Source organism: Endozoicomonas sp. 2B-B, assembly GCF_053470045.1.
Window position 1 is genome coordinate 5,283,283 of record NZ_JBLZMU010000001.1, and the last position, 17,864, is coordinate 5,301,146.

18 protein-coding genes are annotated in these 17,864 nt (G+C 48.2%); 12 read left to right on the forward strand and 6 right to left on the reverse strand.

Annotated elements, in window-relative coordinates; all coding sequences use genetic code 11:
• Positions 1-31: 31 nt before the first annotated feature.
• Positions 32-1,534 (forward strand): Asp-tRNA(Asn)/Glu-tRNA(Gln) amidotransferase subunit GatB, encoded by a 1,503-nt coding sequence (gene gatB / locus ACOMHB_RS19690; protein WP_448217896.1) that lies wholly within the window; start codon positions 32-34, stop codon positions 1,532-1,534.
• 157 nt (positions 1,535-1,691) lie between these two features.
• On the opposite strand, the gene ACOMHB_RS19695 is transcribed toward gatB, so the two are convergent.
• The 3 genes from ACOMHB_RS19695 to ACOMHB_RS19705 form a co-directional block, all read right to left on the reverse strand.
• The gene (locus ACOMHB_RS19695; RefSeq protein ID WP_422134786.1) at positions 1,692-2,747 is read right to left on the reverse strand and encodes an endonuclease/exonuclease/phosphatase family protein; all 1,056 of its coding nucleotides are present in this window, start codon (positions 2,745-2,747) and stop codon (positions 1,692-1,694) included.
• A 137-nt stretch (positions 2,748-2,884) separates the two neighbouring features.
• A complete protein-coding gene (locus ACOMHB_RS19700) occupies positions 2,885-4,225 on the reverse strand; it encodes a hypothetical protein (RefSeq protein WP_448217897.1) in 1,341 nt (446 codons plus the stop codon).
• Positions 4,209-5,522 (reverse strand): hypothetical protein, encoded by a 1,314-nt coding sequence (locus ACOMHB_RS19705; protein WP_448217898.1) that lies wholly within the window; start codon positions 5,520-5,522, stop codon positions 4,209-4,211. The genes ACOMHB_RS19700 and ACOMHB_RS19705 overlap by 17 nt, the downstream gene beginning before the upstream one ends.
• Before the next feature lie 472 nt (positions 5,523-5,994).
• On the opposite strand from ACOMHB_RS19705, the gene ACOMHB_RS19710 reads away from it, so the two are divergent.
• Complete coding sequence (locus tag ACOMHB_RS19710; RefSeq protein WP_448217899.1) at positions 5,995-7,605, forward strand: AbgT family transporter; 1,611 nt, start codon at positions 5,995-5,997, stop codon at positions 7,603-7,605.
• 248 nt (positions 7,606-7,853) lie between these two features.
• Positions 7,854-8,228 (forward strand): STAS domain-containing protein, encoded by a 375-nt coding sequence (locus ACOMHB_RS19715; protein ID WP_448217900.1) that lies wholly within the window; start codon positions 7,854-7,856, stop codon positions 8,226-8,228.
• Between the two features lie 23 nt (positions 8,229-8,251).
• Here ACOMHB_RS19715 and ACOMHB_RS19720 read toward each other — a convergent pair whose 3' ends face one another.
• Complete coding sequence (locus ACOMHB_RS19720; RefSeq protein ID WP_448217901.1) at positions 8,252-9,511, reverse strand: uracil-xanthine permease family protein; 1,260 nt, start codon at positions 9,509-9,511, stop codon at positions 8,252-8,254.
• An 18-nt stretch (positions 9,512-9,529) separates the two neighbouring features.
• On the reverse strand, positions 9,530-10,156 hold the full coding sequence (gene upp, locus ACOMHB_RS19725; protein WP_448217902.1) for a uracil phosphoribosyltransferase: 627 nt from the start codon (positions 10,154-10,156) through the stop codon (positions 9,530-9,532).
• Between the two features lie 291 nt (positions 10,157-10,447).
• On the opposite strand from upp, the gene ACOMHB_RS19730 reads away from it, so the two are divergent.
• Positions 10,448-11,005: a hypoxanthine-guanine phosphoribosyltransferase gene (locus ACOMHB_RS19730; RefSeq protein WP_422137133.1), complete on the forward strand. Its 558-nt coding sequence runs from the start codon at positions 10,448-10,450 to the stop codon at positions 11,003-11,005.
• A 52-nt stretch (positions 11,006-11,057) separates the two neighbouring features.
• On the opposite strand, the gene ACOMHB_RS19735 is transcribed toward ACOMHB_RS19730, so the two are convergent.
• Entirely contained in the window at positions 11,058-12,497 is a 1,440-nt protein-coding gene (locus tag ACOMHB_RS19735; protein WP_448217903.1) for an AAA family ATPase, read from the reverse strand.
• 120 nt (positions 12,498-12,617) lie between these two features.
• On the opposite strand from ACOMHB_RS19735, the gene ACOMHB_RS19740 reads away from it, so the two are divergent.
• From ACOMHB_RS19740 to ACOMHB_RS19775, 8 genes are all read left to right on the forward strand, one after another.
• Positions 12,618-12,782 carry a hypothetical protein gene (locus ACOMHB_RS19740; protein WP_422138657.1) on the forward strand — a complete coding sequence of 55 codons (165 nt, stop codon included), beginning with the start codon at positions 12,618-12,620 and terminating at the stop codon, positions 12,780-12,782.
• Positions 12,751-13,041 (forward strand): PA4642 family protein, encoded by a 291-nt coding sequence (locus ACOMHB_RS19745; protein WP_448217904.1) that lies wholly within the window; start codon positions 12,751-12,753, stop codon positions 13,039-13,041. The genes ACOMHB_RS19740 and ACOMHB_RS19745 overlap by 32 nt, the downstream gene beginning before the upstream one ends.
• A gap of 50 nt (positions 13,042-13,091) precedes the next feature.
• Positions 13,092-13,541, forward strand: coding sequence for a rhodanese-like domain-containing protein (locus tag ACOMHB_RS19750; RefSeq protein WP_448217905.1), 450 nt, complete (start codon positions 13,092-13,094; stop codon positions 13,539-13,541).
• Positions 13,542-13,697: 156 nt separating this feature from the next.
• Positions 13,698-14,099, forward strand: coding sequence for a cytochrome b562 (locus ACOMHB_RS19755; protein WP_448217906.1), 402 nt, complete (start codon positions 13,698-13,700; stop codon positions 14,097-14,099).
• Positions 14,092-14,586, forward strand: coding sequence for a cytochrome b/b6 domain-containing protein (locus ACOMHB_RS19760; RefSeq protein WP_448217907.1), 495 nt, complete (start codon positions 14,092-14,094; stop codon positions 14,584-14,586). The genes ACOMHB_RS19755 and ACOMHB_RS19760 overlap by 8 nt, the downstream gene beginning before the upstream one ends.
• Positions 14,587-15,173: 587 nt before the next feature.
• The gene (locus tag ACOMHB_RS19765; protein WP_448217908.1) at positions 15,174-15,869 is read left to right on the forward strand and encodes a ZrgA family zinc uptake protein; all 696 of its coding nucleotides are present in this window, start codon (positions 15,174-15,176) and stop codon (positions 15,867-15,869) included.
• A 1-nt stretch (position 15,870) separates the two neighbouring features.
• The gene (locus ACOMHB_RS19770) at positions 15,871-16,590 is read left to right on the forward strand and encodes an ABC transporter ATP-binding protein (RefSeq protein WP_448217909.1); all 720 of its coding nucleotides are present in this window, start codon (positions 15,871-15,873) and stop codon (positions 16,588-16,590) included.
• Positions 16,590-17,852, forward strand: coding sequence for an ABC transporter permease (locus tag ACOMHB_RS19775; RefSeq protein ID WP_448217910.1), 1,263 nt, complete (start codon positions 16,590-16,592; stop codon positions 17,850-17,852). The genes ACOMHB_RS19770 and ACOMHB_RS19775 overlap by 1 nt, the downstream gene beginning before the upstream one ends.
• Positions 17,853-17,864: the final 12 nt, after the last annotated feature.

Sequence of the window (17,864 nt, forward strand, 5' to 3'; positions counted from 1 at the left end):
TACAACGGATTACATTTCGAGGATTTGAAAAGTGTCTCAAACAACTCCGAGTCAACAGACCACTGATCACTGGCCACTGTCAACAGATCAATGGGAAACCGTTATCGGCCTGGAAATTCACGTTCAGCTGGCCACCAAAACCAAGATTTTCTCCGGAGCTTCTACTGCTTTTGGCGCCGAGCCCAACACTCAGGCCTGTGCGGTCGATCTGGGCCTGCCGGGCGTCCTGCCGGTGGTGAACGAAGAAGCCATTAACATGGCCATCAGGTTTGGTCTGGGTATTGATGCCGAGATCAACCAGGTTAACGTTTTCGAACGCAAGAACTACTTCTATCCTGATCTGCCAAAAGGCTATCAGACCACTCAGCTGGAGAAGCCCATTGTCGGTGCAGGTCACATAGAGATTACTCTGAAAGACGGCTCGACCAAAACCGTTCGTATTCATCACGCTCATCTGGAAGAAGATGCGGGCAAGAGTCTGCACGAAGATTACCACGGCATGACCGGTATCGACCTCAACCGTGCTGGCACACCTCTGATTGAGATTGTGACAGAGCCCGACATGCGTAATGCCGAAGAAGCAGTCGCCTTCGCCAGGAAACTGCACTCTATCGTCACCACACTCGGCATCTGCGATGGTGACATGTCCCAAGGCTCCATGCGCTTTGACGTAAACGTCTCTGTACGCCCAAAGGGTCAGAAAGAGCTTGGTACCCGCACCGAAACCAAGAACCTGAACTCCTTCAAGTTCATGGAAGCAGCAATCCTGAAAGAAGTGCAACGTCAGATCGATCTGATAGAAGACGGTGGCGAAATCATTCAGGAAACCCGTCTTTATAACGGCGACACCGGCGAAGCCCGCTCCATGCGCAGCAAGGAAGAGGCCAACGATTACCGTTATTTCCCCTGCCCGGACCTGCTGCCGATTGTGATAGAAGACAGTCGTCTTGAAAAACTCCGTGCTGAAATGCCGGAAATGCCAGATACCAAAAAAGCCCGCTTTGTCAGAGAGCTGGGGTTGAGCGAAGTGGATGCTGAAATTCTGTCAGGCGATCAGGCGACGGCCACTTTCTTTGAAACCGCTGCGAAAATCAGTGGTGACGCCAAACTCGCTGCCAACTGGGTTCTGGGTGAAGTATCCAAGTCCCTTAATGCCAAAAGCATTGCAATTTCAGACAGCCCTGTTTCTGCTGAAGCACTGGCAGGCCTGATTGCCCGCATCAAGGACAACACCATTTCTGGCAAGATCGCCAAACAGGTTTTTGAAGCCTTGTGGAATAGCGAAGGCAAAGATGCGGATGAAATCATCGAGAAGAAAGGTCTCAAGCAAGTGACCGATACAGGCGCCATTGAATCCATGATTGATGAAGTACTTGCTGCCAACGCCCAACAAGTCGAAAACTATCGCGCTGCACCTCCCGAAAAGCGTGGCAAGATGATCGGCTTCTTCGTGGGTCAGGCCATGAAAGCCTCAAAAGGCAAAGCCAATCCGGGTATGGTTAACCAGATTCTCAAGAAAAAGCTGGACGCCTGAGAGTTATTTTCCGATTCGGAGACAATCAACCAACTCACCCCAAGGAGGCAGTCGCAAAACTCCAACAGCTCTTTCCCACGCTTTGCCCTACAGGACCTGAAAGCGTGGAAACCAGAGTTTTTCGACAGCCTCGAAGAGGAATATGAACCTTAAAGATTTATTCCTCAGTGAAATACAGGATACCCTCAACGGGATAATGATCCGAAAGCACACCTAATCGGGTATTTGTTTGATTGGCCTGTAAAATTCTCAGGTAACCACTCACTGGACAGACATTTCTCCTGTCACAAAGAATATTATCCAGAGTACCCTGATGAGGACCTTTTCCTTTGGCCATTCCATTGCTATGGATGTCAAAGGAATAGGGCAAAGAGGTATTGGTAAAATCAGCTGCCTGGCGGCTGAACAGGGTTTCCAGCATGATTTGAAAATATTCACCCCCTTCAGATTCTCCGTCTTTTCTACCCGCATCAGAATTAAAGTCCCCCATGTAAATGACTGCTTCATGGCTGGGTATATTCAATTTACTCTTGATCTCCCCAAGATAATCGTAGTGCCTGATCAGACCTTTGTATTCATCTTCGCTATCAGTTTGCACCGTTTGCAAATGGAGACCAAACACATGCAAATTTCCACTTTGGGTTGGCACCTTGATATACCAGGCACCGACAGCACACCACCCCTGGTTGCCTGCCGGCATTGGAAAGACAAATTCACGCATCTCAAGAATCGGCGCCTTGCTATAAATCACTACCCCGCCATTGAATAGCCTTCCATACAACAGCCATTCCCACCCTTCACCCAAAACAGGCGTCATGTAATAACCTGCCTGCCTCATTCCCTCATTGACGACGTCTCTGAGATACTGATCACCCAATTCCTGAAGCGAGACAATGTGATAATCCCTCTTGCTCATATAATGGGCAATTTCCTGCGCCCTCATTTCCGGATCGTTCATGTCCTGGCTACCAAACCACCACATCAGGAACTCAAAAAAGTCATAGGAAGTCATCAGATTCACATTCCAGGTCAATAGTTTGAGAGGCAAACACTGATCAGAGACACTCAAGGGACAGGTCGTGGGAGGGCTGGTGTAGACGGGAATGGATTCCATACTTTTTCGTTTTCCAGAAGCATCCGGCAAAGGCGAACCTGCAACTGCAAGGATACTCACCCCAAAAAGTAAAGCCAGAAGGGCACTGAACTCTTTCATCAAGCTTGCTCACTGACTGGAAAATCAAATTTACAGGATAGAAGCTCTCGAAAAAAAGCATAGAAGAAAATCAGGGGCTACTGACCGGGGCGTACGCCTTCAGCTACTAGTAAAAAAATGGAACCACAAGAAGGAGATTAATGGCTGTTTTTGGCACTCTTCATATTATTAGCCTTCCTGAAGAATTCGGTGAAGCCGTCCTGAATATTTTGCAGCTCTTTATAAATAAACGATTGATGTCTTCCATCATAACCTTCAGTTTTGATCAACTTTTCCAGATCATCGAAACGTGTCTGAAGATCAACACTGTTGCTGATGAGCTTTTTAGCTTCAGCATCAATTGCTTCATAGCTTTCCCAAAACGCCTCACAGGATAAATTGGCTGATTGAAGCCTGCCATGGAGCTGCTTCAATTCACTCACATCCACCTTTGTCTCTGCAACTGCCTGCTGCTCAGGCCAGACCCAGCCACACATCCAGCTACCAACACTTCTTACCGCTTCCGTCAATTTAGGGACGTATTTACCCACTATTGCCACCAACATCAAGGTTCCACCTATCGATTTGGCCGTTTTGACTAGAGGATGGTAGCTGCCGGCGTAGAGTCCCGCTACACCCAGATGCTGGTCCAGAAGGGAAGACGTAAAGTATTGAATAAAATGCCCGGGATAGCCGGTTTTTGAAAAAGCTTCCTGAGCAAAATCAACACAATTAAACCCAATCCCTTGAAAGATACAACTTTCCTCTCCTTTATCACAGGCATCGGCGTACTCTGAGATATACTTCTCAACTCTTATGGCTTCCTGTTGAGAGATAAAGAAAGTGACTTTAGGGATATCATTAATTTCGTTATGGTAATAAGTTTTAAATTCGATAGCTTCATCCAACACAACCCCCTGCTGTGTTTTGGAAAGAATTTCATATGAATATCTGTCAACTCCAACAGAACACGACACCTTTCCCTGAGATCTTCTGCCCGCCAACTTGGCCCCTCCAGACACTACAGAGGCCAGTAAGAGTCTGCGAACCCGCCCAAGATCCCCAACAACTTCCCGCACAGGACACTGATTATGATCAACGAAAGGCTCGAGCACTTCGTCAACAGGGTCTGGTTTCTCATCTCTCGGTACTCGAGGATCAGCGGGGGGAGCCTCAGAATGAGACAGGGAGTCCAGTTCATGATCATCATCAAGACTACCTTCTGCATTCTGTGGTATCACTTCCCACCGAGTATTCGAAACAGGATAGAGACCGCGAGCAATGTCTACGCCTCTGGCTTTGTTTTCAAGCCTGACAAAACTGTGGCTATAGTCGAGGTAAACGGTCAGCCTACAAGAAGGGTTGTCTGCCCTTGTCACATTGCGAGTATTGAAAGTTGCCGAATCACGTAACAGGACGCCGGATTGAGAAAGATCACCGGTATCCATCGGCCCGGGAGGCAGAGCCCCTGTCTGAAGTTTACTATGCCCGTCGTCCATGCCAACTCTCCTTGCTGTTATGAGCGTTCTTCATGTCAGCAGCCTCCCTGAAGAATTCGGTAAAGCCGTCCTGAATATTTTTCAGCTCTTTATAAATAAACGATTGATGTCTTCCATTATAGTCTTCTGTTTTGATCAGCTCTTCCAGATCATCGAAACGCGCCTGAAGATCAACACTATCGCTGATCAGCTTTCTGGCTTCAGCATCTCTTTCACTATAATTTTCCCAGAATACCTCGCAGTATAAATTGGCTAATTGAAGGCTGCCATGAAGCCGCTTCAACTCACTCACATCCACCTGTGTCGCTGCGATTGCCTGCTGTGCAGGCCACACCCAACCACAGATCCAACTGCCAACACTCCTGACAGCTTCCTTCAGCCTGGGAACTGCGCATTTGCCAACCACGACCGCCAACATCAGTGTTCCAGCTATCGAAGCGGGATTTTTGACCACAAGATGACAGCCAACTGCGTAGAGTCCTGCCATGCCCACGCTCTGCGACAAAATTGAAGGGGTGAAATATTCAATAAAATGACCGGAATAGTCCGTTTTTGAGAAAGCTTCCTGAGCAAAATCAACACAGTTAAACCCAATCCCTTGATAGATACAACTTTCCTCTCCTTTATCACAGGCATCGTCATACTCTGTGATATACTTCTCCACCGCCAATGCTTCCTTCTGAGAAATGAAGAAAGTAACTTTGGGGATACTATCAAAACCCTCATAGGCATAGCTGAAGGTTTCATCAGAAAGTCGCCCCTGCATTTTCGAAAAAAGCACTCTATGAACACCAATTAACGCCAATGCCCGCCCTACGTGTGTTCTGCCCGCCAGCTTTGCCCCTAAAGGCGCTGCGTAGGTCAGATAAAGTTTGGATTTCAATTTATCATTATTACTCTCAACCACTGGACACTGATTACGATCAACGCGAGGCTTTTGCACTTCCTCCATAGGAGCTGGTTTTGATACCAAGGGACTAACAGGAAAAGTCGCAGAATTGAACAGGGTTTCCAGCCTGAGCTTATTACGAAGATTAGCTTTCGATGCAACAAACCGGGCTGGGTAGAGACCTCGGGTAATGTCTACTCCTCTGTCCTTGTTCTCAAGCCTGACAAAGCTGTGGCCATTGTCGAGGTAAACAGTCAGTTTACAAGAAGGGTTATCCGCCCTTGTCACATTGCGAGTATTGAATGTGGCAGAACGACCTGATCCCCCCCTTGAATGAAGCTCATTACCCGTGACCGATGGCCTCAGAGGTTGACTGACTGTGAAAGATTGACTGGATCCAGCGTCCATACTCAGACTCCTTATCTACAAAAACCACATCCTAAGTACTATTAAAGGTGAACAGGTTCTGATCATTCATCGTAAAAATGCCTAAGCTCACGATCAGTCGTGCCACGGAAGAATTAATTGTCAAATCCCTCCCTAAACAAGCCCTGTTACCTGCTTACCATGGACTCAGGGGTTTCAACTTAATTGACAAACGTCTTTTAAAATGAAATTCAAATCAAATAAAAACTATATCCTTATAACTAAATTTGTAAAAAAATCCTGTTTCAGAGTATTATGCCGACCAGATTTTCTGGGAATATAGTCCAGCTTATCTTTTTGTCAGGATCTATTGCCTGACTCATCCGTCGCATTCATTTGCTAAACGACCACAATCACAAGCATTTAACGAATGAGTGTTACTCATGGCCAGGCTGTCAAAACTACAAGCAAAGATGCTGGCTAAAAAACTACTAAAACTGTTTGGAGCGGAAGTATGTCGTACCAGTCCGAAACTCTCCCAACAGGTGATGCAAATAATAGCAAAAATAATAGCACCGCCTTTGATCGTTTCCTCGCTACGGTAGAGTGGCTTGGCAACCTGTTACCCCATCCAATTACCCTGTTTGCCCTGTTTGCTGTGGGTATTGTTATTATCAGTGGTATCGCCTCATGGGCAGGACTGAGTGTCGTTGACCCCCGTCCGGAAGGAGCCGCAGGCCGTGCAACAGATGGCATGATCCATGTTGTCAACCTGCTGACAGGTGATGGCCTGCGGATGATTGTGACCAGGCTGGTTACCAATTTCACCGGCTTTGCTCCTCTGGGCACCGTACTGGTTGCTCTCATGGGTGTTGCTATTGCAGAACACTCCGGGTTGCTAAGTGCACTGGTTCGCTCCCTGGTGATGAAGGCATCCCGCAACACCGTAACCATGATTGTTGTGTTTGCCGGTATTCTGTCCAATACCGCTTCTGAACTGGGCTACGTGGTTGTTATTCCTCTGGCTGCCATGATCTTCCACTCACTGGGAAGACACCCTCTGGCCGGTCTGGCTGCCGCTTTTGCCGGTGTTTCCGGGGGGTATAGCGCTAACCTGCTTCTGGGCACTGTTGATCCACTGCTTTCCGGCATCACAGAAACGGCCGCCAGAATGATTGACCCGGCTTATGTCGTGGGTCCTGAAGCCAACTGGTACTTCATGTCGGTCAGTGTATTCCTGATCACCTTCGTAGGTACCTGGGTAACCAACAAGATCATTGAGCCTCGTCTGGGCAAGTACAACGAATCAGAAGCTTCCGTTGATCTTTCTGAAGACAAAATGGAAGACGTCACCGACCTTGAGAAACGCGGCCTGAAACGAGCTGGAATGGCATTACTGGTCTTGGTGGGTGTTATGGCTCTCACCATTGTTCCCGAGTGGGGCGTTCTCAGACACCCTGAAACGGGTGCTGTTGCAGGCTCTCCATTCCTTAAGGGCATTGTTGCCATGATCCTGATCTTCTTTGCGATTCCCGGCTTTGTCTACGGTAAAACGGTAGGCACGGTCAAGAATGACAGAGACGTAATCGATTGCATGTCCAAGAGCATGAGCACCATGGGCATGTACATTGTCCTGGTGTTCTTTGCTGCCCAGTTTGTTGCTTTCTTTGGCATGACCAATCTCGGCACCATCTTTGCGGTACTGGGTGCGGAATTCCTTCAGAACATCGGCCTGACCGGCCCACTACTGTTCGTTGTTTTCATCCTGATGTGTGGTTTTGTAAACCTGATGATTGGCTCCGCTTCCGCGCAGTGGGCCGTAACTGCACCAATCTTTGTGCCAATGCTGATGCTGGTAGGCTACGCGCCTGAAGTCATTCAGGCCGCCTACCGTATCGGTGACTCAGTCACCAATATCATCACGCCAATGATGAGCTACTTTGGCCTGATCGTTGCCTTTGCTTCACGTTATAAGAAAGACCTCGGTATTGGCACTCTGATCTCCATGATGCTGCCTTACTCAATGTTCTTCGTGATTGGCTGGAGTGTGCTGTTCTTCATCTGGGTCTTCGTAATGGGTCTGCCGGTTGGACCTGGATCGGCGACTTTCTACAGTGCTGGCTAACTGACTGACAGGACATTTAAGACAGGGGTGATGGTTCACCCCTTTTTTATTGCTCGGAAATAAGTCAGAGACACCAGCGAATCTCAAACCTACCGCTCCATCGGAACAGCTAAACCCACAAAAAGACCTGCCGGTAAAAGCTGTTCAGCTGAAATTGTCAGCAATGCTGTCAACCTTGTTATACCAATTGCTTCCAACAGATCCTAGGATATCTCGCAACAAAGCAGCCATTTTAAAGGAGTAAGACTATGGCCTTATCCATCAATCTGGAAGATCATTACAACTACACCCTGCTGGAAGTTCGGGGTAAAGTAGACGCTGCCACCTCACAAATGCTGGACCGAGCCATCGAAGCCGCCACCTTTGAGGGCAATCACCACCTGATTCTGGACTGTTCTCAGCTATTCAGCATCAGCAGCGAAGGCCTGAGAGTCTTACTCAACACCCGAAATTCATTGAACCGGATTCACAGCATCACGCTTTGCAATGTCTCAAGATCCATCCATTCACTGCTGGAACTGACGGGCATCTCCAGATTCATCAACATTGCCAAAGATCTGGATGAAGCTGAATCTATGCTGTTAGAATCTAATACCGAGCTGGACAGAATCAGTTTCAATTAGTTTTGTAACAGGATCACTTGCAATCAGGCATCTGTAGACTGAAACTTATCTTCCCTGTCGGCATGAGGCAAGATCGCATTCAGCAAAACGGCGGTAATGGCACAAAGGCTAACGCCTTTCAGAGTGAACCCACCCATCGACAAAGCCAGATCACCAATACCAAACACCAGAACAACTGACACAATCACCAGATTGCGTGGCTTGCTCAGATCCACCTGAGCCTTGATCATGGTACTGAGACCGACAACAGCAATAGAGCCGAATAACAGCATCATGATTCCACCCATCACCGGTGTTGGAATCGTAGCCAGAAAGCCACCGACTTTGCTGATAAACGCCACTGCAACAGCCATGATTGCAGCCCAGGTCATGATTTTGGGATTGAAAGCTTTTGTCAGCATCACCGCACCGGTGACTTCTGAGTAGGTAGTATTGGGAGGGCCACCCAACATGGCCGCAGCAGAAGTGGCAAAACCATCACCCATCAGGGTATTTTTCAGACCGGGCTTTTCGAGGTACTTCTTACCGGTAACCGAACTGATCGCCAGCATATCGCCAATATGCTCAATAGCTGGCGCAATCGCGACTGGTACCATGAACAGAATGGCATTCCAGTTAAACTCCGGGGCCGTAAACGCAGGAACAGCAAACCATGGACGATCAATAACCGGCTGAAAATCCACAACCCCCATAAATAACGCAGCAATATAACCAACAGCGATTCCACAGATAACCGGAATCAGTTTGAAGATACCGCCGGCCATGGTGGAAACGGCCAGTGTTGTCACCAGAGCGACGCCCGCCAGCAACAAGGAGGTATTGGGATCAATCGATGAGTTGGCATCACCGCTGGCCATGTCAACGGCAACAGACGCCAGCCCGAGACCAATGACCATAATTACCGGACCCACCACTACCGGAGGAAATAATCGATAAAGGATGCCGCTTCCCCGCAGGCGAATGATAAAGCTGAGCACAACATAAAACAGCCCTGCTGCCATCATGCCGCCCAATGTTGCAGGCAGGCCCCAACTTTGAACACTAAACGTAATAGGCGCAATAAAGGCAAAAGAAGAGGCCAGAAAGATAGGCACCTGCCGTCTGGTACATAACTGGAATATCAGCGTACCAATACCAGCGGTAAAGAAAGCAACATTTGGGTCCAACCCGGTCAATAAGGGCACCAGTACCAGAGCACCGAAGGCGACAAACAGCATCTGTCCCCCCAGCAACATCTGTCGCCATACTGGCATTCCATCATCTGCCGGGTTTATATCAGTCATAATCAGTTTTTCCCTTCACTATTTAGTTCCGAAGATTTTATCTCCGGCATCGCCCAGGCCCGGCATGATGTAACCCTGGTCATTCAAACAATCATCCACCGAGGCAGTATAGATTTTGACATCCGGATGAGCTTCAAGCACTTTCTCTATACCCTCCGGAGCCGCCACCAGCACAAGGCAGCGGATTTCCTTGCAGCCGGCTTTCTTGAGCATATCAATAGTGGCCGTCATGGAACCACCGGTAGCCAGCATAGGGTCTAATACAAGAGCAATTCGCTCATTGATATCCTTAACCAGCTTTTCGAAGTAAGGAACCGGCTCAAGGGTTTCTTCATCCCGATACAGACCTACGACACTGACCCGGGCACCCGGCACCAGATCAAGCACTCCATCCATCATACCCAGACCTGCCCTGAGAATGGGAACAATAGTAATTTTCTTACCTTTGATCTGCTTGACGGTGACGTCTCCGGCCCAGCCATGAATAACATGATCTTCCAGCTCAAAATCTTTGGTCGCTTCGTAAGTTAGCAGCGAACCCACTTCATTAGCCAGTGTCCGAAACCCTTTCGTACTGATACCCCTGGTGCGTAAAATGCCCAGCTTGTGTTGTACCAGAGGGTGCTTGATTTCTTGTACGCTCATGTCAGCTCCCGATGCCTTCCACTTAATACTGACTCTACCGATTTGACGGGCTTGAATCTTTTTATTTTTACACAGCCCTTATGACCCACCTATAAGTTTTTCTCACAGCAAACCGAAGTAAGCTATAACTTGCTGTTCACATCTAATGTAGGTATCGTTGCCCTCTTTTTTCCACGGTTCAACTTTTGTCTGCGCTGCCTGGAACCCGATTCATTGCTTGCCCATCAGGCAGTTTCCGGAGAAAGCCAGTTGTTAGCCAATGACGAGTTATTACAACGAGGTTCCCAACCCATGTCTGTTGATCTCGACCATATCCAGCAAGTCCTCAACGAGGCTGACTGCCTGTACAATGAACAACAGATAGAAGACGCCATTAAAAATATGGGCAGCGCTATTACTGAACAACTGTCTGGTAGTAATCCACTGGTTTACTGTGTAATGAATGGTGGCATGGTCATTACCGGCAAGCTGCTCACTCACCTGCAGTTCCCCCTGGAAGCCTCATACGTGCACGCCACACGCTACCGTGATCAATTAACCGGTGGCCGTCTGGACTGGAAAGTACGCCCTTCACAGGACATGAAGGGCAGGACAATTCTGATCGTTGATGACATTCTTGACGAGGGCCACACTCTGGACGCCATTGTCGACTTCTGCAAGGAACAAGGTGCCGAGAAGGTTCTGACCGCCGTTCTGGTTGACAAGCTGCATGACCGCAAGGCTCGCCCCGGCCTCAAGGCAGATTTCTCAGGTCTTGAAATTGAAGATCGTTATATCTTTGGGTATGGGCTGGATTACCAGGGCTACTGGCGAAATGCCAACGGCATTTTTGCTTTGAAGGGTCACTGAAAATTGAGTGAGCTGAACCAGTTTACCCGGTGGTAGACTGGTTCAACGCCTTTTAGCTTATTCTTCCCTGCAAACCTTTTCTGATTGCAGCTCGATCAAGTTCAATTTTCCCGGGAAATGCATTGCGCATTTCATAAATTTTTCTTATTTCTTTACTCTCCCCATTGAGAATTTCATTTATGCTTTCTCTGAAACCTCTGCCCTCAGCGGCGTGGTCCCTGGCCTCAATGGCTCGATCATATTCTTCCTGAAGCACTTGCTTTATGCTTTGATAAGAATTTACCTTACTGTTAAGGCTCTTTAACTCTTCCTGAAGCTCCACCTTCCTCTGACTGAATGACGCCTCTATTCGTGCTTTGCTCTGCTGTTTCTGCTGTGGACTCAATTGAGTATTACTCTCAACATTATTCAGCCACCGTTGTCTGGAGCTTACGATTCCCTCAAGCTTGCGTGTCACTCCCGAGATTTTGAACTTCCTTAACTCATTCTCCATTCTGTGGGAGTCCAGTTCTTTTCTTTTACTATCTACTGCTTCTTTCAGTGTTTTTATATTTGTTCGATACTCTTCGGACTTTTGCTGAATTGCCTTTTTCGTTTTCATTTGAATAGTCTCTACCTGAGCATTGAGATTTCCAAGGCGAAGCTCGGTTTCCTGACCAGCCTCTGCGTCAACCCTTGGTTTCAGGGATTGACTCAGCTCCCTGATCTCCTTTTTCAGCTCAGCTTTTTTGCCTGGCTCATCTCCATTGCCTTTTATACTTCTTAACTCTTCAAGATCAGAGTTGTAACTCTGAAAACCAGGATCTTTATCAAAGGCAGCTTTTAACTCATTCAACATCTTCACTCTGTCACCAAAAAATTGCCCCTTGGAAAAGTCGTAGGTTTTTCCATCCGGAGCCGGAAACTTACCTTTTTTGGGAGGATTTTCCGGTGCCGCATAAAGCGCGAGTGACTTGGCGTACTTTTTATCAAAACTTACCAGCTTTTTCTCCAGAGAATTGGCTCTTTCTTGCAGCCCGCCCAGTTGCACTATCTTTTCATTTCTGGTGGAAAGCTCTTCTCTCAAACCATTGTTGCGAACCCTATTGATCAGATCCTGAGGAACAGGCTTCCAGTTTTCATTCTTTAATGAACGCTTCAACTCGCCAAAGATATGAACCACCTTTTGCTTTAAGGTCGGTTTGGTGATTTCTTTAGCTGGGCTGACAGAGCCTGATGGCTCTTTTTCTAAATGATTTGATTCAATGTGCTTTCGACCCTCTACTACTTCGCTCTTTCGTTCGTACAGCGAAATGTCAGATGAGAGTGATTGAAGTGAACTGCTGTGTGTCGGGGGAGATGAAGGGAGAAAATTGGGATGATTACGCACTTCGATACTGCGATTCATACTCTGGGCTTTCGTCCTGGCTCCTCCTTCAATACCCTGAGAAACCTGCTGCCCAGTTTTTACCGGACTTTGCCCCCCAACTGAACCTACTGCTGCTGCTGACATCCTTGTTACCTCTGATTCATTCAGTCTATTCCTTTGTAAAATTAAGTATCATCTAAAGTTGAGGCGCTTATTTAAAAAATCTATACCATTTCGGAATAATTCAGATTACTTGAATAGGGCTTGAGCAACTATAAATGCCATAATCGCCACTTTTCCGACAATCCCGGTGAAAGTATCAAGATTAAGATTCCTGAAAGTTTAAAATCCATCGTGTACAATGCCGGCAAACAGCCAAAAGCTATCAGGAATAACGATGAAGAAAGACAAACAGAAAGTCATTGGTGAAGTGCTGAATGATGAGCGAATCAAAGAACTGCTTACCCTTCAGGCACCAGCCGGAGAAGATCGCGCCCTACACATTCTGACCCGTGCTTATCGTGCACTGCGAGCAGAGGACTTTGAACGATTCCTGCACTTTTACTCGGAAACAGGTCTGGAGATCAATCCAGTGACACCAGAGGGCAGCACCTTTCTATCGCTACTGGAAACACACCATCATGCCGCACCCTATGCCCAGGCTTTAAAGAACTTCGGAGCCAACTAGCGACAGGCCATCTATACTCTGTGCTTTAGTAGTAAACCGGAGATCCCCCCATGTTCGCTTCATGGTTAAGAGACCCACGTATGCTGGCTTGCGCAGCGATCCTGCTGAGCACCAGTGTGACAGCTTCAGATAACGCAACCACGGAAGACAGGCTCGCCGCCTACAACAGGCACTACCCCGCCATCTCTTACCCTGACTTGCGCAAGGCAGTCGATGCTGGCGAAGTGTTTCTTCTTGATACTAACAGGGGGGAGACCTATACCATGGGTCACCTGCCAGATGCCTACTCTCTGACAGACAGAGCCACTCTGGAGAGCCAACTCCCCATCCTGAAAAACTACCCCATAGTTGTTTATTGTGGTGGTCCACAATGTACATCCTGGTTTGCCGGAGCAGATTTTGCTGCGGCTCGGGGTTATACCAACATCATGCACTTCAGAGGAGGTCTGAAAGACTGGAAAGATCAGGGCGGTAGTCTGGCAACCAGAAAAACAGAATAACTTCATGTCGGTAAATGTCTGAAAGTGTTCGGATATTTTATGACATGCCCTTCAGTGACAGTGCCTTTAAATCAAAAAGTTTTACACAACTAGCCTTCTTATTTCTTGCAAGAATCATTATGATGCCCGAGCGAAATGTTTATACGGAAAGTTAATATGAAATCGCTTGCCAAAGCCCTCTTTATACCACTGGCACTGTCCGCTTCATTGATGGCTTCCATGCCTGCTTCAGCTCATAGCCATGGCCACGAAGGTCATTCTGATGAACTGAACACTGAAATGAAAAAAATGGGCTTCAATTTCAAACGCTCCGGCTCTGCTAAAACCATTGAAGACATGCAGAGCTACCTAACTGAATTCCGTACACACGCCGAAAACGCCAGGGAGACCGGCTACACTGATGCGCCTGAGGAATTCCGAAAAGGCATTGATCAACTGCTGACCGGACTGGCCGGGGTTCAGGCTGCTCTCGACAATAAAGATCTGGATCTGGCCAAACAAAGAATGAAAAAGCTCAATGACATCAGAAAGAAATACCACAGAAAGTTCGATGTCTAAAAAGTTTCAATGGCCACGAACCGTTCAGTTGATTCACTGGACGGTTGCATTACTCTTTTTCAGTAATCATTTTCTGATTGACGGGTACAGCGAGTACCATGCGTATTCTGGCTGGGTCATCCTTGCCCTGGTAGGACTCAGACTGCTTTATGGCGTGACTTTTGCCCCGGCACCTGCTCGCCTCCGGGACATCAAACCCTCATTCTCGGGCATCAAACAGCACCTTTATGAGCTGAAAACCCGGCAACAGGGTAAAAATGGCCACAACCCAATGGGAGCGATTGCTGTCTGGCTGATATGGATTGCTCTGGCCCTGGCTGCGTTTACCGGGTGGCTGCAGGATACCGACTTTGGCTTTGAACACAATGTTTATGAATGGCACTCCATGCTGGTGAATGGCCTCTATTACTTTGTCGGCCTGCACTTACTGGCAGTGTTCATTACCTCTTGGCTGACCCGTCGAAACCTGGTCAAGACAATGCTCTGACAACAGACTTTAGCTTAGCCAGGAAAGTTCGTTTTATAGTTCACGGCAAGCAATTCGACTAAACGCAAATGACTGCGTCTTCTAGTATTGCTTTTTGTTAGGGCTTTAGAGAATAATTCGGACCATTACTTCATACGTGTCGATAACATGACTGAATGCTAACCATAAGCCTGATAAACACTGCCCACAGACAAAGACCAAATCCTCTTCGATTTTGTCTGATTTGTGTCGTTTATTTGCTGGTTATCCAGTACTCCGTCAGTCACACGCATAATCCCCCTAAGGACTTTAGTTCTAGTTATCACAATCTGCTCCAACAACTGTCACTGAATGATCATGCCGATCACTGGCACGGGGATCAGCATCATTCAGCGGGCTGTCAGCTGACTTCCCAGGCACCTCCATCCCCCGGACTGTTTGCTGCAGAACGTTCGTTCTTCACTCCCTTCAACAGTGCAGAAAAAACCCGCTCCGTTTCTCTGGAAACCCCCACCAAAAGGCTGACCCGGGCTCCGCCGGCCTTTATCTGATGTCATCAATAAACCAGAAAACCTATTTATCAGATAAGTGCCTCTACGAGTGACATTATGCAAACTTTTACTAAACTGGCTGCCGGTATTGCCTGCGGAGTCCTGTCCCTGGCTGTCTATTCCGCAAATGGAGAGCAGCGTCACGTTGACGCCCATGTTCACGGACAGGGTGAACTGAACTTTGCAGTCGAAGGTTCTGAAATTCACCTGGAACTGAAAATGCCTGCCAATGATGTGCTGGGCTTCGAGACCATTACTACCGATAAACAACGCCACCAGCTCCATGAAGCTCTGGAAAAGCTGGAAGCCGCCAGCCTCTGGAGCATGACCCCTGCCGCTTCCTGCAAACTGGTTAGCGCCAAAGCTTCCTCAAGCTCTGTTGATCACGATCATGGTCATGAAAAAGCTCATAACGACGATCACGGAAATCATGAAAAAGATCATAACAGGCATGATCACCACGATGAGCACGCATCTCATGGCCATGATGATGAGCACGATCATCACGGTGAGCATGCCTCTCATGACCATCACGGTGAACACAACCATGAAGAGCATGAGAGCGAAAGCGGGCATATGGATATCTCAGCTAAGTACGTCTTTGAATGTGGCAATGCCAATCAGCTGAACACCATCAGCACCTCAATCTTTGAAACATTCGAGCGCAGCGAATCCTTAAGTGTTCAGGGCTTCACCCAAAAAGGTCAGATGGCTGCCGAAATGACCAAGAGCAAGCCAGAGGTTCGCTTCTAAGATGACTGACTCCCGCTCTCAAGTTATTGAACTCACAGCTGTTGAGTTCAGCTGGAAAGCAGGAATACCTGTTCTGGATATTCCTGAACTGACTGTATCCAGAGGCGAAAAGGTCTTTGTCCGCGGCCCATCGGGTTCCGGCAAAACCACACTACTGGGACTGCTCGGCGGCGTCATTACACCGGAGCGGGGACAGGTCAACGTGCTGGGGAACGACATTAGTCGTTTTTCCCCGGTGCAGCGCGATCGCTTCCGTGCTGATCATATTGGTTTTATCTTCCAGATGTTCAATCTGATTCCCTATCTCTCTGTAATAGAGAACGTCACTCTGTCTCTGGGCTTTGCCAAAAAGCGCAAAAGCAATCTCGCCAGTATCGCTGGCAGTGAGCAGGATGAAGCAAGACGTCTTCTTAAACATCTGGAACTGGACGAATCCATACTGCATCGTCCCGTTACAGAACTGAGTATCGGACAGCAACAGCGAGTTGCCGCCGCCAGAGCTTTGATTGGCAAGCCTGATCTGATCATTGCCGACGAGCCTACTTCAGCACTGGACACAGATACCCGGGAAGCCTTCATCAATCTGCTGTTCGCAGAATGTGAAACAGTAGGCAACACCCTTCTATTTGTCAGCCACGACCGTAGCCTTGAATCGTTATTTGATCGCAGCATTGTGCTCAATGAAATTAACCGGGCCAGCAAAGTCAAAGAGGTGGACTGATGCCGATTTTAAGCCTGGCTTTAAAGAGCCTTAAAAACCGAAAAACAACCGCCTTGCTGACTATATTTTCCATTGCCGTCAGCGTAGCCCTGCTATTGGGGGTTGAACGTATCAGGGTCGAAGCCAAAAACAGCTTTACCAGCACCGTGTCAGGGACGGATTTGATTGTGGGAGCCAGAAGCAGCTCTATCAATCTTCTGTTGTATTCTGTTTTCCACATTGGCAATGCCACCAACAATATATCCTGGGAGACTTATCAGGATCTGACGTCTGCCCCGGATGTTGCCTGGTCTGTTCCCATTTCCCTGGGTGACTCCCACCATGGCTATCGGGTCGTGGGCACCTCCCACGACATGTTCAGTCATTTTCGATACGGCGATGATGAATCACTGCAACTGTCCGAGGGCCAACCTTTCAATGCCTTATACGACGCTGTACTTGGATCTGAAGTCGCTGCCAGTCTTGGCTATGAAGTCGGTGACAGCATTGTTCTGAGCCATGGCATAGAAAGTAAGAGTCTGCTGCCTCACGATGATAAGCCTTTTAAGGTTTCCGGCATTCTCAAGCCAACAGGCACGCCCACGGACAGAGTAATTCTAATCTCTCTTGAGGGGATCGAAGCCCTGCATATCGACTGGGTAAGTGGTGCACCACCCATTGCCGCATTCTCGGTGTCCGCTGCAGAGGCACAGGCCATGAATCTGCAGCCCGCCAGTGTTACCGCCTATTTCGTTGGCCTGAAATCCCGTATTGCCGCTTTCCGATACCAGAGGAAAGTCAATGAATACCGGCAGGAAGCCATGACCGGCATTCTGCCCGGTGTTGCTCTTCAGGAACTCTGGCAACTGGTTGGTACCGCAGAAAAGGCACTGCTGGCGGTTTCCATCATGGTGGTCCTGGCAGGTCTGATGGGCATGCTGACTACGATTCTCACTTCTCTTAATGAAAGGCGCCGGGAGATGGCCATTCTCCGCTCTGTTGGCGCAAGGCCGATCCATATCTTCACGCTGATGATCACTGAATCTGTCGTTTATGCGGTGTCAGGAACCCTTCTGGGCTTCCTTATACTCTATGGACTGCTATTCGCTATTCAGCCCGTTGTGCAACAAATGCTGGGGCTGCACCTGGCCATCAGTGCTCCGGGCACCTTTGAATGGTCATTGGCCGGAATGATCATTGTCTGCGCCATTGTTTTGGGCATAATCCCGGCCTGGCGCGCCTACAAAAACTCTCTTGCCGATGGCCTGACCATAAGGGTCTAAAATGAACATCAT

Bases quoted from the DNA above. Each gene is read 5' to 3' on its own strand.
- ACOMHB_RS19760 (WP_448217907.1), top strand. From the start codon at position 14,092: ATGTCTAAAAAGTTTCAATGGCCACGAACCGTTCAGTTGATTCACTGG.
- ACOMHB_RS19710 (WP_448217899.1), top strand. From the start codon at position 5,995: ATGTCGTACCAGTCCGAAACTCTCCCAACAGGTGATGCAAATAATAGC.
- ACOMHB_RS19755 (WP_448217906.1), top strand. From the start codon at position 13,698: ATGAAATCGCTTGCCAAAGCCCTCTTTATACCACTGGCACTGTCCGCT.
- ACOMHB_RS19735 (WP_448217903.1), bottom strand. From the start codon at position 12,497: ATGTCAGCAGCAGCAGTAGGTTCAGTTGGGGGGCAAAGTCCGGTAAAA.
- ACOMHB_RS19770 (WP_448217909.1), top strand. From the start codon at position 15,871: ATGACTGACTCCCGCTCTCAAGTTATTGAACTCACAGCTGTTGAGTTC.
- ACOMHB_RS19765 (WP_448217908.1), top strand. From the start codon at position 15,174: ATGCAAACTTTTACTAAACTGGCTGCCGGTATTGCCTGCGGAGTCCTG.
- ACOMHB_RS19745 (WP_448217904.1), top strand. From the start codon at position 12,751: ATGAAGAAAGACAAACAGAAAGTCATTGGTGAAGTGCTGAATGATGAG.
- ACOMHB_RS19730 (WP_422137133.1), top strand. From the start codon at position 10,448: ATGTCTGTTGATCTCGACCATATCCAGCAAGTCCTCAACGAGGCTGAC.
- upp (WP_448217902.1), bottom strand. From the start codon at position 10,156: ATGAGCGTACAAGAAATCAAGCACCCTCTGGTACAACACAAGCTGGGC.
- ACOMHB_RS19775 (WP_448217910.1), top strand. From the start codon at position 16,590: ATGCCGATTTTAAGCCTGGCTTTAAAGAGCCTTAAAAACCGAAAAACA.
- ACOMHB_RS19720 (WP_448217901.1), bottom strand. From the start codon at position 9,511: ATGACTGATATAAACCCGGCAGATGATGGAATGCCAGTATGGCGACAG.
- ACOMHB_RS19700 (WP_448217897.1), bottom strand. From the start codon at position 4,225: ATGGACGACGGGCATAGTAAACTTCAGACAGGGGCTCTGCCTCCCGGG.
- ACOMHB_RS19695 (WP_422134786.1), bottom strand. From the start codon at position 2,747: ATGAAAGAGTTCAGTGCCCTTCTGGCTTTACTTTTTGGGGTGAGTATC.
- ACOMHB_RS19705 (WP_448217898.1), bottom strand. From the start codon at position 5,522: ATGGACGCTGGATCCAGTCAATCTTTCACAGTCAGTCAACCTCTGAGG.
- ACOMHB_RS19750 (WP_448217905.1), top strand. From the start codon at position 13,092: ATGTTCGCTTCATGGTTAAGAGACCCACGTATGCTGGCTTGCGCAGCG.
- ACOMHB_RS19715 (WP_448217900.1), top strand. From the start codon at position 7,854: ATGGCCTTATCCATCAATCTGGAAGATCATTACAACTACACCCTGCTG.